Source organism: Georgenia sp. SYP-B2076, from assembly GCF_003991205.1.
In the GTDB taxonomy this organism is placed as follows: Bacteria; Actinomycetota; Actinomycetes; order Actinomycetales; family Actinomycetaceae; genus Georgenia.
This window is the reverse complement of record NZ_RXOZ01000011.1, coordinates 621,422-640,963: the sequence shown is the minus strand read 5'-3', so window position 1 is coordinate 640,963 and position 19,542 is coordinate 621,422. Positions and strand designations below refer to the sequence as shown.

The following is a 19,542-nucleotide window of genomic DNA, read 5'->3' as shown; positions in this document are numbered from 1 at the left end:
AGTCCATGTCCCTGCTGCGGGAGATGCTCGAGAACCCCCTCGACGCCGGCTACACCGCCGTCGCGTCAGGCGGCCGGCCGCCGCGCGAGGGTGCAGGGTGGCGCCGGGCGGTCGTCCTGCTCGTCTGCGTCGCCATGGGCGCGGGCGGCGTCTGGGCGGCCCGCGAGCTCCGCGTCCCGCAGGGCAAGGTCACCGCCGCGCGGACACTGCTGGTGAACCAGATCGACGAGCGCCGCGCCCAGGGCGACGAGCTCCGCGCGACCAACGACGCCTGGGCCCAGGAGATCGCGAGTCTCCAGGCGAGCGCGCTGGCGGGGACCGACGAGGAGGCCCTCGCCCGCATGCGTGACCTCGGGGTGGCCTCCGGGCACGTCCGCGTGCGCGGGCCCGGCATCGTCGTCGAGCTGACGGACTCCCGCGCCGCGCAGGACGGCGCGCCGGGCTCCGAGGATGAGCGGGTCCAGGACCTCGACCTGCAGGTCCTCGTCAACGGGCTGTGGGCGGCGGGGGCCGAGGCGATCGCCATCGACGGTCAGCGGCTGGGGGCGACCACTGCGATCCGGTCCGCCGGGCAGGCGGTCCTCGTCAACCTCGAGCCCGTCTCCTCCCCCTACGAGGTCGAGGTGATCGGCGACCCCACCCAGCTGCAGTCGCGGCTCGCCGGCACCCCGGCGGCCACGCACCTGGGCGTGCTGCGCAGCAACTTCGACATCACGGTCGAGGTCCGCAGCGCCAGGGACCTCGAGCTGCCCGCGGACCCGGCCGCCGGGCTGCGCTTCGCCACTCCCGTGGGCGACGGCGGCGGCGGTGTGGCGCCGAAGCCGTCCGGTATGGAAGGGTCGGGAGCGAACATGAGTGCCGGCCCGAGCCGGAACGGGACGGGGAATTGAGCTGATGCTTGCCATCATCGGTCTGGTCGTCGGTGTGGTCGCGGGCATCGTGCTCCAGCCCACCGTGCCCCTCGGGCTCCAGCCGTACCTGCCCATCGCGCTCATCGCCGCCCTGGACGCGCTCTTCGGCGCGGCCCGCGCCGGCCTGGACGGCGTGTTCAACGACCGGGTCTTCGTCGTCTCCTTCGTGTTCAACGTCCTCATCGCCGCCTTCATCGTCTTCCTCGGCGACCAGCTCGGTGTCGGTGCGCAGCTGAGCACCGCCGTCGTCGTCGTCCTCGGCATCCGGATCTTCTCCAACGCGGCGGCCATCCGGCGCCATGTCTTCAGGGCCTGACCCGTGTCGGAGCAGCCCACCGAGAAGCCCGGCGACCAGCCCGCAACGGGGCCGGACGAGCCCACCCCGGGGCCCGACGAGTCCGGCAGGGGCGCCGCCGCGGGCGGCAGGCGCAGCGCCTGGCGGGCGCTGCTCGTGCCGCGGGTCAACGCCACCTACGTCGTCGCCGCGGTCCTGTGCGCCTCGCTCGGGTTCGGGGTCGTCGCCCAGGTGCGCCAGACGCAGGGCGACGCCCTGGCGGGCATGAGGCAGGACGACCTCGTGCGGCTGCTCGACGAGCTCACGCAGCGCAACGCCGAGCTCGGCGACGAGCGCGACGAGCTGCGCGCCGACCTCTCGGAGCTGCGCTCGAGCTCGGACACCCGGCAGGCGGCCGAGGCGGCCGCCCGGGAGCAGGCCCGGGTCCAGGGCGTGCTGGCCGGCACGCTGCCGGTGAGCGGTCCCGGCGTGGTCCTGACCATCCGCGACCCGCAGAACCACGTCCGGGCGCAGACCCTCGTCACGATCCTCGAGGAGCTGCGCAACGCCGGCGCCGAGGCCATCGAGCTGTCCGGCCAGCGGATCACGGCGAGCAGCTGGATCTTGGACGACGACGCCCACGGGGTCGTCGTCGACGGGACGGCGATCTCCCCGCCCTACAGGTGGGTGGCCGTGGGTGACCCCGAGACCGTGTCCGTCGCCCTCGGCATCCCGGGTGGGGCGCTGGCCTCCGTGCGCAACGCGCAGGGCGTCGTCGAGCTCCAGCAGCGGGACGTGGTGGAGATCACCTCGGTGCGCACCCTCGAGCCGCCGGAGCACGCCACGCCCGTCCCGGCCGAGGGCGCCGAGCGCTAGGCCGTGGTGACCCAGGAGTCGCCCGGACCTCTACAGTGGAGACGAGCACAGCGGGTACGCGCGAGCGCCCGACGACCGAGCAACCCCCAGGAGGCAGGCACATGACCAGCACCCCGGAGCAGCCCGAACGTCCTGACGTCACGAACACCGCGCGTTTCGGCGCGATCGGGTCCGAGGCCGAGGCCGAGTTCGCCGCCCAGCGCATGAGCGTCGACGACGCGGCCGCCGTCGAGGCGCTGCCGCCCGCGTCGGCGCTGCTCATCGTCCAGCGCGGTCCCAACGCCGGCGCCCGGTTCCTGCTCGACGCCGACCGCACCACCGCCGGTCGTCACCCGAGCTCGGACATCTTCCTCGACGACGTGACGGTCTCGCGCAAGCACGCCGAGTTCCTGGCCGTCGAGGGCGGCTTCGCCGTGCGCGACGTCGGCAGCCTGAACGGCACCTACGTCAACCGGGAGCGCATCGACTCCGTCACGCTGCGCAGCGGCGACGAAGTGCAGATCGGCAAGTACCGGTTGACCTACCACCCGAGCCGTCAGCGCGCCGCCCATCAGGGGCCGGCGGGTGCAGACGCCCGGTGACACCCGCCGCTGACCGACGTCCCACCGACGAGCGCGGCGGTCCGGCCCGGGCAGCCGCCGACGGGCGGGAGCGCGCCGGCGAGCCCGGGTCGTCGTGGCCCCCCGGGGTGTCGCACGAGCCCACGATGAGCATCGGCACCGTGCTCTCGGTGCTCAAGCCGGAGTTCCCGGCCGTGACCATCTCCAAGCTGCGCTTCCTCGAGGAGCAGGGCCTGGTGAGCCCGCGTCGCACCGGCTCCGGCTACCGGATGTACTCCCGCGCGGACGCCGAGCGCATCCGGTACGCGCTCATCGCCCAGCGGGACAGCTTCCTGCCGCTGCGGGTCATCCGCGACCAGCTCGCGGACCTCGACGCCGGGCGCGCCGCCCTGCAGCCGTCCCATGCGCGCATGGTCAGCCGCGACGGCGAGCTGGTGCTCCCCGCCCCGGGGGCGCGCGTGAGCGTGCCCGAGGTCTGCGAGCTGACGGGCGCCAGCGAGGCCGAGCTGGACGAGATGGCCCAGGCCGGCCTCATCCTGGCGGACACCCGCGGACGTTTTCCCGGTCGCGCGGTCCAGGTCGTGCAGGCCGCCCTCGCCCTCGCCCGCCACGGGATCAGCCCGCGCCACCTGCGCACCGTCCGCACCAACGCCGAGCGGCAGGCCGACGTGATCGACCAGGTGGTCGCGCCGCAACGGGCCCAGCACTCCGGTGCGGCGCGCGAGCGCAGCGCCGCCCGCGCGGCCGAGCTGGCGGAGCTGTACGCCACCCTCCACGCCGAGCTCCTGCGCACCGCGGTCGACCAGCTCGGCTGATCCGGAAATTTCCGGGCGCGTCGCCACCGACGGCGACGTACCGTAGCGACATGCGCGAGATGGTGGTGCTCGGCGTGCGGGTCAGCGTGCCTGGCAACGAGGTCGTCGTCGTCCTGGGCGAACCAGGCGGCGACCTGGTGCTGCCCATCGTCATCGGCCCCCGCGAGGGGGCCGCCATCGCGTCGGCGCAGGCGGGGCTGGTCCCGCCGCGGCCGCTGACGCACGACCTGCTCGTCTCGATCCTCGACCGCCTCGGGGTCCGCGTGCTCGAGGTGCGCGTGACCCGGGTGCTCCACGGCATCTTTCACGCCGAGGTGGTGCTCAGCGGCGGGGCGGTCGTCGACGCCCGCCCGTCCGACGCCATCGCGATCGCGCTGCGCGCCCACTGCGCGGTGCTCTGTGACGAGAGCCTCCTCGCCCTCGCCGGCGTCCCCGTCGAGGACGCGGGACTGGACGCCACGGAGATCGCCGAGGCCGCCGGCGGCGGGGGGACCGCGGGCGGGCGGGGCGCGGAGTCACCGGAAGTCCTCGAGGAGTTCCGGGCGTTCCTCGCCGGCGTCGAGCCCGAGGACTTCGGGGAACCCGGCCCGCCGCCGAAGCACGAGGGGGAGCCCGGGCCGGAGCGCGGGCCGGGCAGGAGCGACCGCGGCGGCACCCCCGGCGAGGGACCCACCGGTGAGGACGCCGGCGGCGGGGCCGTTCCGGAGTAGCCGGCTCGTCAGATGTTGCGCATCTCTCACCCGCGGGTCGAGCCTCAGACACGCCTGGCGCGACACGCCGGACTCGTCCACGGGCACCGTCGTTGACCTGCCCCTTGGAGGGTCATAGCGTGTCCTCAGGACCGGCAAGGCAGCAACACCCCTGAGGAGGGCGCACATGCGCCCGGGCCGGGGACGTGGACGAATGGAGAAACCCTGTGAGCGGCACGGATGCTACGGCGGACGCCGTCCCCGGCGTTCCTCAGCGAGCCCAGGGCATGCTCTTCGGTGACACGCTGCCCGACCTGGACCAGGACACCGGCTACCGGGGCCCGACCGCCTGCCGGGCGGCGGGCATCACGTACCGCCAGCTCGACTACTGGGCGCGCACGGGACTCGTGGAGCCCAGCATCCGCGGCGCCAAGGGTTCGGGCAGCCAGCGGCTGTACAGCTTCCGCGACATCCTCGTCCTCAAGGTCGTCAAGCGGCTCCTCGACACCGGGGTGTCCCTCCAGCAGATCCGCGCCGCGATCGAGCACCTCCACGAGCGCGGCGTCGAGGACCTCGCCCAGATCACCCTCATGAGCGACGGCGCGTCGGTCTACGAGTGCACCTCGGCCGACGAGGTCATCGACCTCGTCCAGGGCGGGCAGGGCGTCTTCGGCATCGCCGTCGGGAAGGTGTGGCGCGAGGTCGAGGGCTCGCTGGCCGAGCTGCCGACCGAGCGGGCGCACGACGAGGAGGCCCCGCGCGTCGAGGACGAGCTCGCCCGCCGCCGCGCGGCGCGCAACGTCAGCTGAGCCTGGGCGCCCGGGCGGCGCGGGCTACCTCGACGTGAGATTGTCCACCCGGACCGGCGGGACCTCGCCGGCGGGCTCGAACCCCCACACCTGGCCGTAGAAGCTCAGCTCCGCGAGGACCGCCGCCTGGATGCTCTCCGCACGCCGGAACCCGTGCGCCTCGCCATCGAGCATCACGAGCGCGACCGGGAGCCCCCGGGCGGTGGCGGCGTCGGCCATCTGCCGGGCCTGACCTGGCGGCACGACCTTGTCGTCGGTGCCCTGGAGGAGGAGCACCGGCGCCGTGAGCTGGTCGGTATGGTGCGCGGCCGACCGGTCGAGGTAGCGCCGGCGCTCCTGGGGGTAGGGGCCGACGAGGCGGAACAGGTACCGCGACTCGAACTTGTGCGTCTCGCCGACGAAGGTCTCGAGGTCGCCGATCCCGTACAGGCTGGCGCCGGCGCTGAAGACCTCGGTGGACGTCAGGGCCGCGAGCGTGGTGAACCCGCCGGCGCTGCCGCCCCGGATCGCCATCCGGGCGCCGTCGACCAGCCCGCGCCCGGCCAGGTGTGTCGCGCCGGCGGCGCAGTCCGCGACGTCCACCTCGCCCCACCGGCCGTCGAGCCGGTCCCGGTAGGCGCGCCCGTACCCGGTCGAGCCGCCGTAGTTGACGTCGAGCACGGCGAAGCCCCGGGACGTCCAGAACTGCGTGCCGAGCCTCAGGGTGTCGTCCACGGCGGACGTGGGGCCGCCGTGGGCCATGACGATCAGCGGCGGCCGCTCGTCGGCCGGTCCGCGCGCCGTGGCGGACGCCGGCGCGTAGAAGAAGCCGTGCGCCCGGGCCCCGTCGGCGGTGGGCCAGGAGACCGGCCGCGCCACCGAGAGGTCGGCGGGGGAGAGCTCGACCTCGGTCGACCGGCGCAGCACCGACACCGCGCGGCGCTCGAGGTCTACCTCGAGGAGCGCGGGCGCCCGCGTGGGGGAGGCCGCCACCAGGACGACGCGCCCGTCGCCCGCGCAGACGTCGCCGACCGGCTCCCACTCGAGGGGCCACTCGTCGAGCTCGCCGTTGGCCGCCCGCATCGCGCCGAGGTGCCACCGCCCGTCCCGGGTCCACGAGCAGACCAGGTGCTCCTCGTCGAGCACGGCGACCGATCTCGGGCCGGCGGTCCACTGCGGCCGGGTGAACTCCATCTCGCCGGGGTGCAGCGCACGCGTCCGGGGTCCGCGCCGCCCGGTCCCGGCTCCCGCGGTGCCGGCCCGGGGACGGCCCAGGCCCTCGGTGCGGTAGAGGTTCCACCACCCGGAGGAGTCGTCGACGTGGACGAGGTCCCCGGTGGCCGTCCACACCGGCTGGGCGACACTGACGCCCGCGCCGCCGGCCAGGACCGTGTCGCCCGCGAGCCGCACGGTGCCGGGCGTGGCGCCCGATGAGCCGGCGTGGTCGGCGATCTCGCCGACGTGCAGCTCGGAGCTCGTCCACGGCATCTCGGGGTGGTCCCACGCGATCCACGCGAGCAGCCTGCCGTCCGGGCTGAGCGCCGCGGAGGAGACGAAGTCGCGGCCCGCTACCAGGACGGCGACGCCCGCGCCGGCCTCGGCGGCCGAGCCGTCGAGCGGGACGGCCACCAGCTCGTTGACGGCCTCGCCGTGCTCCCGCGCCGCGACGCCGTGGTCCTCGCGGACGGCGTAGACCAGCCCCCGGTCGAGGTCGAGCACCGGGTCCATGAACCGCAACGGGCCCTCCGGGGTGAGCGGCCGGGGCCCGGCGTCGGCCCCCGTGCGGAGCAGGTAGAGGCGGCCGTCCGTGACGTGCGAGAGCACGAGGACGCCGTCGCGGACCGCGTAGGCCGGCCCGCCGTACTCGTGCACCCGCGAGCGCACGTCGGCCGGCGTGCCGTCCGGCATGGGCCCGACCGCCTCCTGGACCCGCCCGTCCGCGGTGCGGCGCACGAGCACGGTGCGGCCGGCCTCCTCGGGACGCCCCTCGAGCCAGTACGTGTCCGGGCCGTCCACCTGCGGGAGGGAGAGCTGGACGGTGCGCGCGGTCAGCGTCTCGGGCGAGATCGGGGAAGGCCAGGTGCCGTAGGGCAGCGAGGCGGGAGGGTCGGCCGGTGCGTCGTCGCGACTGCTCATGGCCCGAGCGTACGGCGGCCCGGTGACACCGACACGGGCCTTGGCGGGCGAACCGCGCGGCGGCTCCCGCGTGCCGGGGCGGCGCCCGGCGCGTGCCCGGGCGGCGCCCCGGCGCGTGCCGCCCGGCGGCCGGCCTCGCCCCGCGGCGCCGACGGTCTTACAGTGGTGGGCTGGTGCGCCCCTCCCGTTCGCGGCGCCGCCGGGAAGGAACACTATGAGCCAGCTGGAGCGCATCCGTCGCCCCGCCGACCTGCGCGGGCTCACCGCGCCCGAGCTGGAGGTGCTCGCCAAGGAGATCCGTGACTTCCTCGTCAGCTCCGTGGCCCGGACGGGCGGCCACATGGGCCCGAACCTGGGCGTGGTCGAGCTGACGATCGCGCTGCACCGGGTGTTCGACTCGCCGCGGGACCGCGTCGTCTTCGACACCGGTCACCAGGCGTACGTGCACAAGCTCCTCACCGGTCGGCAGGACTTCACGGAGCTGCGCCGTCGCGGCGGCCTGTCCGGCTACCCCAGCCGCGGGGAGTCCGACCACGACATCGTGGAGAACTCCCACGCGTCCACCGCGCTCAGCTGGGCCGACGGCATCGCCAAGGGCAACCAGCTGCGGGGCATGAACGACCGCACCGTCGTCGCCGTCATCGGGGACGGCGCGCTGACCGGCGGCATGGCCTGGGAGGCGCTGAACAACATCGCCGACGGGCAGGACCGCTCGCTCGTCATCATCGTCAACGACAACGGCCGCTCCTACGCCCCGACGATCGGCGGCCTCGCGCACCATCTCGACGCGCTGCGCACCACCCCGAGCTACGAGAAGGTCCTCGGCTGGGGCAAGCGGACGCTGCAGCGCTCGGGGCCGCCCGGGCGCGTCACCTACGACGCGCTGCACGGCATGAAGAAGGGCCTCAAGGACGTCATCGCGCCCCAGGGGCTGTTCGAGGGGCTGGGCATCAAGTACGTCGGCCCGGTCGACGGCCACGACATCGGCGCCATGGAGTTCGCCCTCGCGCGCGCCAAGGCGTTCGGCGGCCCCGTCATCGTGCACGCCATCACCCAGAAGGGCCGCGGCTACACCCCGGCGGAGACCGACGTCGTGGACCGGTTCCACGCCGTCGGCGTGATCCACCCGGAGACCGGACTCCCGGTGGCGCCCTCGCGCTTCGGCTGGACCTCCGTGTTCGCCGAGGAGATCGTCGAGATCGCGCGGCGCCGCAGCGACGTCGTCGCACTGACCGCCGCCATGCTCGCCCCGGTGGGCCTGGCCCCCTTCGCCGAGGAGTTCCCGGAGCGGGTCTTCGACGTCGGGATCGCGGAGCAGCACGCCGTCACCTCCGCCGCCGGGATGGCCTTCTCCGGCCTGCACCCGGTGGTGGCCCTGTACGCCACCTTCCTCAACCGCGCGTACGACCAGACGCTGATGGACGTGGCCCTGCACAAGGCCGGGGTCACCTTCATCCTCGACCGCGCCGGCATGACCGGCGACGACGGCGCCTCCCACAACGGCATGTGGGACATGGCGCTGCTGCGGACCGTGCCGGGGCTGCGCCTGGCCGCCCCGCGCGACGAGGGCACCCTGCGCTCGGCGCTGCGCGAGGCCGTCGCCGTGGAGGACGGCCCCACGGTGGTGCGCTACCCCAAGGGCGCGCTGCCCCCGGCGCTGCCCGCGATCGGGCGTCAGGGCGCCGTGGACGTCCTCGCCCGCCACGGTGGCATCCCGCGGGTCCTCGTGGTCGGCGTCGGGCCGCTGGCCCACACCGCGACGGAGGTCGCGGACGCGCTCGACGCCCAGGGCATCGGCTCGACGGTCGCCGACCCCCGCTGGGTGCTGCCGGTGCCGGACGACCTGCTCACCCTGGCGCGCCAGCACGACCTCGTCGTCACGATCGAGGACGGCCTGGCGAGCGGCGGCGTCGGCTCGGCCCTGCGCGACGCGCTGGCGGGCGCCGGGACCGACGTGCCCGTGCGCAGCCATGGCCTCCCGCACCGCTTCCTCGAGCACGCCACGCGCCTCCAGCTCGTCGAGGACTTCCACCTCCGCGGCCAGGACATCGCCCGGGAGACCGCGGCCGCGGTCGCGGCCCTGGGCCCGGTGGCCGGGAGCGTCGCGCCCGTGAACGACGCGCGCGCGCTGCCGCCCGCGGGGGACGGGCGGGCACTGCCGCCCACCCGCTGAGCAGGTGTGACGGCCCCCACGGCGTGGTTGCGCCCTAGGTCCCGGGGGTCCGGCATGTCCGTTTCTTAGAGTTGATCCCATCGGGCGGCAAGGGTTGTCGCCATGACGAGGAGGCAGCCAGATGGCCACCACGACGGTCCACGAGGTCCCCGCCACCAGCGGCCCCTGGCGCGGGTTCAGCGCCGGGCCCTGGCAGAGCGCGATCGACGTGCGCGACTTCATCCAGACCAACTACACGCCCTACGAGGGCGACGCGAGCTTCCTTGCCGGCCCGACCGAACGCACCACCGGCATCTGGAACATCCTCATGGGCATGTTCCCGGCGGAGCGCGAGAAGGGCGTCTACGACGTCGACGCCACCACCCCGGCGGGCATCACCGCGCACGCGCCCGGGTACATCGACAAGGACCACGAGGTCATCGTCGGGCTGCAGACCGACGCCCCGCTGAAGCGCGCGATCATGCCGTACGGCGGGTGGCGCATGGTGGAGACCTCGCTGCAGACCTACGGGTACGAGGTCGACCCGGTCGTCCGCGACATCTTCACCAAGTACCGCAAGACCCACAACCAGGGCGTCTTCGACGTCTACCCGCCGGACGTGCGCAAGGCGCGCAGCTCGCACATCCTCACCGGGCTGCCGGACGCCTACGGCCGCGGCCGCATCATCGGCGACTACCGCCGCGTCGCCCTGTACGGCGTCGACGCCCTCATCGCCGGCAAGCTGGCGGAGCGGGCCGAGCTCGACGCCGAGCGCTCCGTCGAGGACGTCATCCGCGACCGCGAGGAGAACAGCGAGCAGATCCGGGCCCTGACCGAGCTTAAGGAGATGGCCGCCGGGTACGGGTACGACATCTCCGGCCCCGCCGGCAGCGCCCGCGAGGCGATCCAGTGGCTCTACTTCGCCTACCTGGGCGCGGTGAAGGAGCAGAACGGTGCCGCCATGTCGCTGGGCCGCACCTCGACGTTCCTGGACGTGTTCGTCCAGCGCGACCTGGCCGACGGCGTCCTCACCGAGGAGCAGGCGCAGGAGATGATCGACGACTTCGTCATCAAGCTCCGCATCGTGCGCTTCCTGCGGACCCCCGAGTACGACGAGCTCTTCTCGGGCGACCCGACGTGGGTGACGGAGTCCATCGGTGGCATCGGCGAGGACGGCCGCCCGCTGGTGACGAAGAGCTCCTTCCGGATGCTGCAGACCCTGTACAACCTCGGGCCGGCGCCCGAGCCGAACCTGACGGTGCTGTGGAGCGAGGAGCTCCCCGAGGGCTTCAAGCGCTTCTGCGCCCAGGTCTCCATCGACACCTCCGCCATCCAGTACGAGTCGGACCAGCTGATCCGTCAGGACTGGGGCGACGACGCCGCCATCGCGTGCTGCGTCTCGCCCATGCGGGTCGGCAAGCAGATGCAGTTCTTCGGGGCGCGCGTCAACGTGGCCAAGGCGATGCTGTACGCCATCAACGGCGGCCGTGACGAGGTCTCGGGCAAGCAGATCGCCCCCGTCACCGCTCCCGTGACCGGCGACGTCCTCGACTACGACGACGTCGTGGCCAGGTACGACGTGATGCTCGACTGGCTCGCCGCCACCTACGTGGACGCCCTGAACTGCATCCACTACATGCACGACAAGTACGCGTACGAGCGTCTGGAGATGGCGCTGCACGACAAGGACGTGCTGCGCACCATGGCGTGCGGCATCGCGGGCCTGTCGGTGGCGGCCGACTCCCTCTCGGCGATCAAGTACGCCACCGTGCGCCCCGTGCGCGACGAGAGCGGGCTGGTCGTGGACTACGAGGTCGAGGGCGAGTTCCCCGCCTTCGGCAACGACGACGACCGGGTGGACTCCATCGCCGTGACCCTGGTCGAGAAGTTCATGGCCAAGATCCGTCGGCTGCCCACCTACCGGAACTCGCTGCACACGCAGTCGGTGCTGACGATCACCTCGAACGTGGTCTACGGCAAGAAGACCGGGAGCACGCCGGACGGGCGCCCCGGCGGCGCGCCGTTCGCCCCGGGCGCGAACCCGATGAACGGCCGCGACACCCACGGCATGCTCGCCTCCGCCCTGTCGGTGGCGAAGCTGCCGTACTCGCAGGCGCAGGACGGCATCTCGCTGACCAACACCGTGGTCCCGTCGGGCCTGGGCCGCACCGCGGACGAGCAGGCCATCAACCTGGTCGGCCTCCTGGACGCGTACATGGGCTCCCGCGGCTACCACATGAACGTCAACGTGCTGAACCGGGACACCCTCTACGATGCGATGGAGAACCCGGAGAAGTACCCGCAGCTGACGATCCGGGTGTCCGGCTACGCCGTGAACTTCGTCCGGCTGACCCGCGAGCAGCAGCTCGACGTCATCTCGCGGACGTTCCACGGCGCCCTGTAGCCCCGGGTGGGTGCCCGGCGCGACGCCGGGCACCCACCACCCGGCCGCCGCGCTGGGCACCCACCACGGAGGAGCAGGAGCGAGCATGAGCACGACCGACGGACCCGTCCTGGCCGGTGTCGTCGCCCCCGACGGCATCAACGGCGAGTACGAGCCGATCCCCGAGGACGCCGTGCCCCGGATGCGCCGCTCCGCCGGCACGGCCGGCCTCGAGCTCGCCGAGGAGATGACGCACACCGAGCACGTCGCCGCCGTCCGCGCGGGGGCCATCGGCTCCATGCACTCCTGGGAGCTCGTCACCGCCGTCGACGGGCCCGGCACGCGGCTGACCGTCTTCCTGGCCGGCTGCCCGCTGCGGTGCCTGTACTGCCACAACCCCGACACCCTGAAGATGAAGGACGGCGAGCCGATCGCCGTCGACACCCTGCTCGCCCGCGTGCGGCGCTACCTGCCCGTGTTCCGCGCCACCGGCGGCGGGCTGACCGTCTCCGGCGGGGAGCCGCTCATGCAGCCGGCGTTCCTCGCCCGCCTGCTGCGCGGCGCCAAGGAGATGGGGGTCCACACCACGATCGACACCTCCGGGTTCCTCGGTGCGCACGCCTCCGACGCCCTCCTCGATGACGTCGACCTCGTCCTGCTCGACATCAAGTCGGGGCTCGCGGAGACCTACCGGCGTACCACCGGCCGGGACCTGGGCCCCACGCTCGACTTCAGCCGGCGCCTCGACGCGCGCGGCACACCGATGTGGATCCGGTTCGTGCTCGTCCCGGGACTGACCGACGCCCCGGAGAACGTGGAGGCCGTGGCGGACCAGGTCGCCAGCCTCAGCAACGTCGCCCGCGTCGAGGTCCTGCCCTTCCACAACATGGGCCGTGACAAGTGGGAGCGGCTCGGCATGGCGTACGAGCTCACCGACACGCCGGCGCCGGACGCCGCGACGGTCGACCGCGTCCGGGACCAGTTCCGGGCCCGGGGGCTGACCGTCTACTGACGGGCGACCACGCGGACGGCCGGCGGGCGGCCAGGCGTGGCCGCCCGCGGGCGACCACGCCGCGCCCGGAGCCTCAGTCCCGCCGGGGCACGCTCGCCTCGCCCGGCGGGTGGAACCGCCGGCCGGTGACCTCCTCCGCGGCCCCGGTGCGGTCCAGGTAGGGCGTGAGCCCGCCGTTGTGCAGGGGCCACCCCGCGCCGAGGACCATGGCGAGGTCGACGTCGCCCGCGTCGCCGACCACCTCCTCCTCGAGCAGCAGCGCCGTCTCCTCCGCCAGGGCGTGCCGCACGCGCCCGAGGAGGCCCGCGGCGTCCAGCGGCTCGCGCACGCGGCGGGAGCCGAAGAGCTCGCCGATCGTCGGGTCGACCGGGGAGGACGCGCCGGGCCGGCCCGCCGCGGCGACGATGCTCCGGCCCTCCCTCACCACGCGGGCGAGCCCGGGGGAGTCCGGGTACCGGTCGCCGAGCGCCCGGCGCAAGGTGACCAGGACGTGCTCGGCCACCGCGGGCCCCACCAGCGCGAGGAGCTGGAACGGGCCCATGGGCAGGCCCATCGGGACGAGGGCGCGGTCGGCGTCGGCGACCGTCGTGCCCTCCTCCAGGGCGCCGAGGACCTCGCCGAGCAGGCGCACGAGGAGGCGGTTGACGACGAACCCGGGGGCGTCCGCGACGGCGACGGCGCTCTTGCGGCACGCGGCGGCGACGGCGAACGCGGCCGCGGAGGTCGGCTCGTCCGTGCGCGCGGCGCGCACCACCTCGACCAGCGGCATCTGGGCGACGGGGTTGAAGAAGTGCAGGCCGACCACCCGCTCCGGGTGGGCCAGCCCGTCGGCCATGGCGGTGACGGACAGGGCTGAGGTGTTCGTGGCCAGCACGGCCCGCGGCCCGACCACCGTCTCGAGCTCGGCGAAGACCCGCCGCTTGACGTCGAGGTCCTCGAAGACCGCCTCGACGACGAGGTCGGCGCCCGCCAGGTCGGCCAGGTCCGTCGTCGCGCGCAGCAGCGGCAGGAGCTGTGCCGCCTCGTCCGGCCCGAGGCGGCCGCCCGCCACCAGCCGGTCGACCTGGTCGTGCACGGCCGCCAGGCCCCGCCGGGCCCGCTCGTCGTCCAGGTCGCGCATCGTCACGGGGACGTGCAGGGAGCGGGCCAGCAGCAGCGCGAGCTGGCCGGCCATGAGGCCCGCGCCGACGACGCCCACGGACCGGATCTCGGCCGGCGGGGCGCCCTCGGGGCGCCCGGCGGGATGCCTGCCCCGGCGGGCGAGCAGGTCGAAGGCGTACAGCCCCGCCCGCAGCTCGTCGGTCATGACCAGGTCGACCAGCGCCTCGTCCTCCACCGCGAACGACTCCGCCCTGGTGCGGGTCCGGGACGCGGCCACCGTCCTGAGGGCGCGCAGCGGCGCGGGGGCGCCGCCGGCGGCCCGGGCCCGGGCCGCCTCGTGGCGCGCGTCGACGGCGGCCAGCCACTCGGCGTCGTCCGCGGGGTCGAGCCGCCCGGGCGAGGTCGGCGCCGGGACCCGGCGGGGCACGTCGACCTCGCCGGCGACCACCCGCCGCAGCCAGTCGAGGGCGGGGGCGAGCGCGGCGGGGACCACGGCGTCGACCAGGCCGATCGCGAGGGCGGCGCGGGCGTCCAGCACCCGGTTGCCCCGCGCCGGGTTGTCGAGGATGACGGTGAGCGCGGCCTCCGGGCCGATCAGGCGGGGCAGGAGGGTGCACCCGCCCCAGCCGGGAAGCAGGCCGAGGTAGGTCTCCGGCAGCCCGATGGCCTGCACGCCGGGGGCGGCCGTCCGGTAGGCGCACGCCAGTGCGACCTCGAGGCCACCGCCGAGCGCGGCGCCGTTGAGGTGCGCGAGCGTCGGGACCGGGAGGTCCGCGAGAGCGGCGACGACGCGGTGCCCGGCCTCGGCGAGCTCCCGGACCTGCGCGGGCTCGTCCGCGGCGCGGATCACGGACAGGTCCGCCCCCGCGAGGAACGTGCGCCCGGTCCCGGTGAGCACGACGGCGCCGATGTCACCGGCCCGGGCCCGGTCTCCGGCGGCGGCCACGGCTCCCTCGAGATGCGCGACGCCGCGGGGGCCGAGCGCGCAGGGCCGGTCGCTGCCGTCCTCCTGCGAGAGCGTGAGCACGAGGACCGTGCCGAGGCCCGGCACCTCGACGTCGGTTCCGCGGGCCAGGGTGGCGCGCTCGGGTGCGGCGGTGGTCGGCACAGGATCTCCCAGATAGACGTCACTGTCGGTCTCAGGTATCTGTGGGGGAGCCTACCGGGTCCCGGTGACACGGATGCGCGGACGGCGCGGCGGGCGACCGTGCCGCGCGTCCGGCGTCGCGCGTCAGGCGCCGAGGACCTCCGCGAGCGGCCCGCTGACGAGGGAGACCTGCCACGGCCGGGCTCCGAGCGCGGCGAGGCGGTCCCCGACCTGGGCGGGGGTGGGGGCGGGCTGCGTCTCCCACGCGAACTGCCGCTGGGTGGCCGGGGCGAGCAGGTTCTCCTGGGGCAGGCCCAGCTCGGCGGCCAGGGCGCGCACGCAGGTGCGCACCGCCTCGAGCCGGTCGGCGGCGTCCGGGTTCTTCTCGGTCCACCCGCGGGGCGAGGGGAGCTGGCCCGGCTCCCGTGCGGCCCGGCGCGGCGGGAGCTCGGCCTCGGGCAGCTGGAGCGCCCGGCTGATCGCGGCCTGCCAGTACGCGGCCTGGCGCCGCGTGCCCTTGCCGGCGAACTCCTTGAGGGCGACCAGGTCGCGCTCGGTGCGCGGCATGGCCACGGCCGCGGCCACGATGGCCGCGGCGGGCAGGATGCGGCCGGGGGAGCGGTCGCGCCGCCTGCCGAGGTCCTCGCGGGCGTTCCACAGCTCGCGGGCGACGGCGAGCCCGCGGGGGCTGCGCACCACCTGGAGCCCGGACGTGCGCCGCCACGGGTCCGTGCGCGGAGGCGCGGGCGGCGCCAGGCGGACGTGCTCGAACTCCTGCAGCGCCCACTCGAGCTTGCCCGCCGCGTCCAGCTGCGCGCTGAGCAGCTCGCGCAGCTCGAGCAGGAGCTCGACGTCGAGCGCGGCGTAGCGCAGCCAGGCCTCCGGCAGCGGCCGGGTCGACCAGTCGGCCGCGGAGTGCTCCTTCGCGAGCGCGAACCCCAGGTTCTCCGCGACGACCGCGGCCAGGCCGACCCGTTCGCGGCCCAGCAGGCGCGAGGCCAGCTCGGTGTCGAAGAGGGCGGCGGGGGCGAGCCCGACCTCCCGCAGGCAGGGCAGGTCCTGGTCGGCGGCGTGCAGCACCCACTCGGTGGGGTTGAGCACGGCGCCGAGCCCGCTCAGGTCGCTCAGCGCCGCGGGGTCGACCAGGACCGTCCCGGCGCCCGACCGGCGCAGCTGGACCAGGTAGGCGCTCTGGCCGTAGCGGTATCCGGAGGCGCGCTCGGCGTCCACGGCCACCGGGCCGGCGCCGGCCGCGAGGGCGGCCACGGCCGCGTCCAGCGCGGCCGGGGTGTCGGTGACCGGCGGGACGCCGTCGGCGGGCGCGTTCAGGGGGACCGGCGGCAGGCCGCCCGTGCCGACGTGGGTGGGGGGCGCGACGGGGATCGCCGTCGGGCCTGGGTCCGCGGTCCCGGCCGGGGCCGCGGCGGACGCCTGGCCCCCGGGCTGCGTCGGCGGGGTACTGGCGTCGGTGGCGGCTGGCACGGCCACCACCGTACGTCCGGCGGCGCCGCCCGCGCCCCGGGCGCGCTCAGTGCCGCCGTGTGAGTGCGGTGACATTCTCGGGGAGCGGCTCCAGACCGGCCGCCGTGCACGTCAGCGCCGCCCACGCCCGCAGGTGCGGGCCGAGGTCCGTCGTCGTGGGCGTCCACGACGCCCTGACCTCGAGCTCGACCTGTCCCTCGCGCAGCTCCAGGCCGCCGAAGGTCTCCGAGAGCACGCGGGTGACCGTGCCGGACAGGTCGTGGTACCCGGCGCCCGACTCGGTCAGGGCGTCGGTGAGCCACGACCACCCCACCTCGCCGAGGAGCGGGTCGGACCCGACCTCGTCCTCGAGCTGCGCCTTCGCCAGCACGATGATCCGGAAGGTGCCCCGCCAGGCCTCCTGCCCGGCCGGGTCGTGCAGGACGACGAACCGGCCGTGCCCGAGGAAGCCGTCGGGGTCCATGGTGCGCGGGGACGCGTTGACCTCGCCGGTGAGCGCGAGGGCGTAGGGCGCGATGCGGGACGGCGCGGGCACCTCTTCCAGGTGCAGCTCGGGGCGCAGACGGTGACCGCGCAGGCTGAGCAGCGCCTCCTGGAAGTCCGGTGGTGCCACCGGCACGTCTTCCTTCACAGCCCCAGGCTAGGTGGCACCAGCGCGGCGGGGGAGAGGCGCGCCGCAGCCGCGTGACTACACTGACCCGGACCACGGACACGAGGGCACGGCCCCCGGACGAGCTTGCTGAGGACCGCACCGAATGACATCCCCCCTGACACCGGTCCTCCTCGGCACGGACATCGGCGTCTACTCCATGGCCCGGTCCTTCCACGAGGCCTACGGCGTGCGCTCGATCGTCGTCAGCGAGGGCCCGCGGGGCCCGATCGACCACTCCAGCATCATCGAGAACGTCTACATGGGTGCCGGCGCGGACGACGAGCGCCTGCTCGCCACCCTCGACCGCATCGCCGCCGAGCGCCCGGGCGACCGGGTCCTCATGGTCAACGTCGAGCACCACATCGACCTCGTGCGCCGGGAGCGCGCCTGGCTGGAGGAGCGCTTCGTCGTCCCCACGCCCACCGACGCGGTGATCGACCGGGTCGGGGACAAGGGCGTGCTCGGCGGCGTGCTGCGGGCCGAGGGCGTGGCCGGCCCGGCCGGCGTCGCCGTCGACATCCCGGGCACGGACCGCCTCGCCTGGCCCCGCGCCCTGGCCGACCTCACCTTCCCCGTCGTCGTCAAGCCCGCCACGTCGGGGGAGTACGAGACCCTGCAGTTCCCCGGCCGCAAGAAGATCTTCGCGGCGGACCGGGTGGACGACGTCGTCGACATCCTCCAGGCGGTCAAGGACGCCGGGTTCGGCGGCGAGATGCTCGTCCAGGAGCTGGTGCCCGGGGACGACACGTTCAACCGGCTGGTCAACGTCTACGTCGACAGCCGCGGCGAGATGACCATGGCCGCGTCCGGCCAGGTGCTCCTCGGCCTGCACCAGCCGGCCTTCCTCGGCAACGCCGCGATCGCGCTCGTCGAGTACGACACCGACCTCGTCGCCACGGTCCGGCGCGTGCTCACGGCCGTCGACTACCGCGGCTACGCGAGCGTGGACCTCAAGATCGACCCGCGCGACGGCGTCCCGCGCCTGCTCGACATCAACCCCCGGATCGGCCGGTCCAACTACTACATCAACGTCGGCGGCGCGAACCCCGTGCGGGCGATGGTCGAGGACCGCGTGCACCACCGCGCGCACGCCCCGGAGCTGGCCACCGACCTCGGGGTCTTCGCGTACGTCCCGACCGCCGTGCTGCCGCGCTACCTGTGCGACCGGTCGCTGCGCGCCAAGGTGCGCGGCGTGCTGCGCCGCCGCCGGGCCGTGCACCCCCTCGACTACCCGGCCGACACGAACCTGCGGCGCACCGCCTACCGGCTGCTCGCGGGCGTCAACCAGGTCCGCGCCCTGCGGACGCACTACCCCCGACCGACCGGCACGGGCTTCTGACCCGGCCACTGAGGAGCTCCATGACTGTCGCGGTGCGACCGCTCGACAACGAGACCTACCTGCGCCTCGGCGCCGGGGTCACCATCCCGCTCGAGCAGATGCCCGCCTGGGACGCGTTCGACGACGCGGTCCCGGGCCGTCGGCCGTGGCGCCGCCTCGGCGTCTGGGACGGGGAGGAGCTCCTCGCGCTGATCTCCCTCACCGAGCTCGACGGGCGGGGCTTCCGCTACCTGTGGGCCAAGCACGGCCCGGTCTGGGTCGCCGAGCCGACGCCGGAGCGGGAGCGGGCGCTGCGCGAGGCGCTCGTGGCCGCGGTGCGCCGCGCCGACCGCGGGCTGGTCTTCGCCCGCCTCCACGCGCGGCACCGGTCGGACGACCTGCACGAGCTCCTGCAGACGGTCACCTACGACCGCACCGTCATCCTCGACCTGGACCGGCCCGAGGAGGAGATCCTCGCGTCGATGAAGAAGCGGGGGCGCCGCGACGTGCGCAAGGCCCTGCGCGAGACGTCCATGACGGCCGCCGAGGAGACGGGGCTCTCCCGCGAGCGGTTCTCCGAGCTCTACCAGCTCCTCGTCGAGACCGGCGGCCGCGACGGCTTCGGCATCTCCTCCGAGGACGTGTACTGGACCATGCTGTCCGCGCTCGGTGGGGAGCACGCCCGGATCTTCGTCACCCGCCGCGACGGGCGCCCCCTCGCCTGGGGCATCGTGGCCGTGGGCGGCGACCACGCCACGTACTACTACGCCGCCTCGAACACGGAGGGCCGCCGGTCCGGCGCCGCCGACCTGCTCGTGTGGCACATGGCGTGCGCGCTGCGCGCCTCGGGGGTGCGCCGCTTCGACCTCATGGGCATCGACTCCGAGCGCGCGCCGCAGCTCAGCGGGGTCCGGGACTTCAAGACGAAGTTCTCCGAGGAGGTCACCGACGTTGACGGCGCGTGGGACGTGCCCGTCCGCCCGGCGCTCTACCGGGCGCTGGTCCTGGCTCTGCGGGGCAAGCGGGCGGCGGTAGGGGCGGTGCGCGCGCTGCCCGGCGCGGCGCGCGCGCTGCCCGGCGCGGTCCGCGGCGCCCTCCGTCGACGGCGGGCACCGTCCGGTGCTCCGGCCGAGGAGACGGCGACGGCGACGACGACGGCGGCCGGCGGCACGGCGCCCGAGACTGCCGTCCCGAACGACTGAGCATCCGTCCGTCCCGCTTCTGGGACCAACGTCCCTGGTCATGCACCTGGGGCGGGGTCCCGGTGCGGGACGGGCGCGCCGTCGGGCGGGATTCCGACCACATT

Annotated in this window: 16 protein-coding genes; 12 read left to right on the top strand and 4 right to left on the bottom strand. The window is 74.8% G+C overall.

Features of this window, described 5'->3' with window-relative positions; all coding sequences use genetic code 11:
• Window positions 1-5: 5 nt before the first annotated feature.
• The 7 genes from EJK16_RS07720 to EJK16_RS07690 all read left to right on the top strand — a co-directional run bounded on the left by EJK16_RS07720 (window position 6) and on the right by EJK16_RS07690 (window position 4,934).
• Complete coding sequence (locus EJK16_RS07720; RefSeq protein ID WP_164737228.1) at window positions 6-890, top strand: DUF881 domain-containing protein; 885 nt, start codon at window positions 6-8, stop codon at window positions 888-890.
• A gap of 4 nt (window positions 891-894) precedes the next feature.
• Entirely contained in the window at window positions 895-1,227 is a 333-nt protein-coding gene (locus EJK16_RS07715; protein WP_127127885.1) for a small basic family protein, read from the top strand.
• Between the two features lie 3 nt (window positions 1,228-1,230).
• Window positions 1,231-2,061 carry a DUF881 domain-containing protein gene (locus tag EJK16_RS07710; RefSeq protein ID WP_127127883.1) on the top strand — a complete coding sequence of 277 codons (831 nt, stop codon included), beginning with the start codon at window positions 1,231-1,233 and terminating at the stop codon, window positions 2,059-2,061.
• Between the two features lie 101 nt (window positions 2,062-2,162).
• Window positions 2,163-2,642, top strand: coding sequence for an FHA domain-containing protein (locus tag EJK16_RS07705; RefSeq protein ID WP_127127881.1), 480 nt, complete (start codon window positions 2,163-2,165; stop codon window positions 2,640-2,642).
• Between the two features lie 125 nt (window positions 2,643-2,767).
• Complete coding sequence (locus EJK16_RS07700; RefSeq protein ID WP_127127879.1) at window positions 2,768-3,436, top strand: MerR family transcriptional regulator; 669 nt, start codon at window positions 2,768-2,770, stop codon at window positions 3,434-3,436.
• Window positions 3,437-3,486: 50 nt separating this feature from the next.
• Window positions 3,487-4,146, top strand: a complete 660-nt coding sequence (locus EJK16_RS07695) for a bifunctional nuclease family protein (RefSeq protein WP_164737227.1) — start codon at window positions 3,487-3,489, stop codon at window positions 4,144-4,146.
• A gap of 266 nt (window positions 4,147-4,412) precedes the next feature.
• On the top strand, window positions 4,413-4,934 hold the full coding sequence (locus EJK16_RS07690) for a MerR family transcriptional regulator (protein ID WP_127128073.1): 522 nt from the start codon (window positions 4,413-4,415) through the stop codon (window positions 4,932-4,934).
• A gap of 24 nt (window positions 4,935-4,958) precedes the next feature.
• On the opposite strand, the gene EJK16_RS07685 is transcribed toward EJK16_RS07690, so the two are convergent.
• Window positions 4,959-7,049: a S9 family peptidase gene (locus EJK16_RS07685; RefSeq protein ID WP_127127877.1), complete on the bottom strand. Its 2,091-nt coding sequence runs from the start codon at window positions 7,047-7,049 to the stop codon at window positions 4,959-4,961.
• Between the two features lie 214 nt (window positions 7,050-7,263).
• Between EJK16_RS07685 and dxs the strand changes: the two genes are divergently transcribed.
• The 3 genes from dxs to pflA all read left to right on the top strand — a co-directional run bounded on the left by dxs (window position 7,264) and on the right by pflA (window position 12,596).
• Window positions 7,264-9,222 carry a 1-deoxy-D-xylulose-5-phosphate synthase gene (gene dxs, locus EJK16_RS07680; RefSeq protein ID WP_127127875.1) on the top strand — a complete coding sequence of 653 codons (1,959 nt, stop codon included), beginning with the start codon at window positions 7,264-7,266 and terminating at the stop codon, window positions 9,220-9,222.
• A gap of 121 nt (window positions 9,223-9,343) precedes the next feature.
• The gene (gene pflB, locus EJK16_RS07675) at window positions 9,344-11,605 is read left to right on the top strand and encodes a formate C-acetyltransferase (protein ID WP_127127873.1); all 2,262 of its coding nucleotides are present in this window, start codon (window positions 9,344-9,346) and stop codon (window positions 11,603-11,605) included.
• Between the two features lie 181 nt (window positions 11,606-11,786).
• Window positions 11,787-12,596 (top strand): pyruvate formate-lyase-activating protein, encoded by an 810-nt coding sequence (pflA, locus tag EJK16_RS07670; RefSeq protein ID WP_205739662.1) that lies wholly within the window; start codon window positions 11,787-11,789, stop codon window positions 12,594-12,596.
• Between the two features lie 73 nt (window positions 12,597-12,669).
• Here the strand turns inward: pflA and EJK16_RS07665 are convergent, their stop codons facing one another.
• From EJK16_RS07665 to EJK16_RS07655, 3 genes are all read right to left on the bottom strand, one after another.
• Window positions 12,670-14,805 (bottom strand): 3-hydroxyacyl-CoA dehydrogenase NAD-binding domain-containing protein, encoded by a 2,136-nt coding sequence (locus EJK16_RS07665; protein ID WP_127127869.1) that lies wholly within the window; start codon window positions 14,803-14,805, stop codon window positions 12,670-12,672.
• A 123-nt stretch (window positions 14,806-14,928) separates the two neighbouring features.
• Window positions 14,929-16,266: an HRDC domain-containing protein gene (locus tag EJK16_RS07660; RefSeq protein WP_370275979.1), complete on the bottom strand. Its 1,338-nt coding sequence runs from the start codon at window positions 16,264-16,266 to the stop codon at window positions 14,929-14,931.
• Window positions 16,267-16,312: 46 nt separating this feature from the next.
• Complete coding sequence (locus EJK16_RS07655; RefSeq protein WP_127127865.1) at window positions 16,313-16,897, bottom strand: DUF3000 domain-containing protein; 585 nt, start codon at window positions 16,895-16,897, stop codon at window positions 16,313-16,315.
• A 124-nt stretch (window positions 16,898-17,021) separates the two neighbouring features.
• Here EJK16_RS07655 and EJK16_RS07650 point away from each other — a divergent pair, with 124 nt between their 5' ends.
• Both EJK16_RS07650 and EJK16_RS07645 read left to right on the top strand, forming a co-directional pair.
• Complete coding sequence (locus EJK16_RS07650; protein WP_127127863.1) at window positions 17,022-18,257, top strand: hypothetical protein; 1,236 nt, start codon at window positions 17,022-17,024, stop codon at window positions 18,255-18,257.
• 20 nt (window positions 18,258-18,277) lie between these two features.
• Window positions 18,278-19,438 (top strand): GNAT family N-acetyltransferase, encoded by a 1,161-nt coding sequence (locus tag EJK16_RS07645; RefSeq protein WP_127127861.1) that lies wholly within the window; start codon window positions 18,278-18,280, stop codon window positions 19,436-19,438.
• Window positions 19,439-19,542 lie beyond the last annotated feature (104 nt).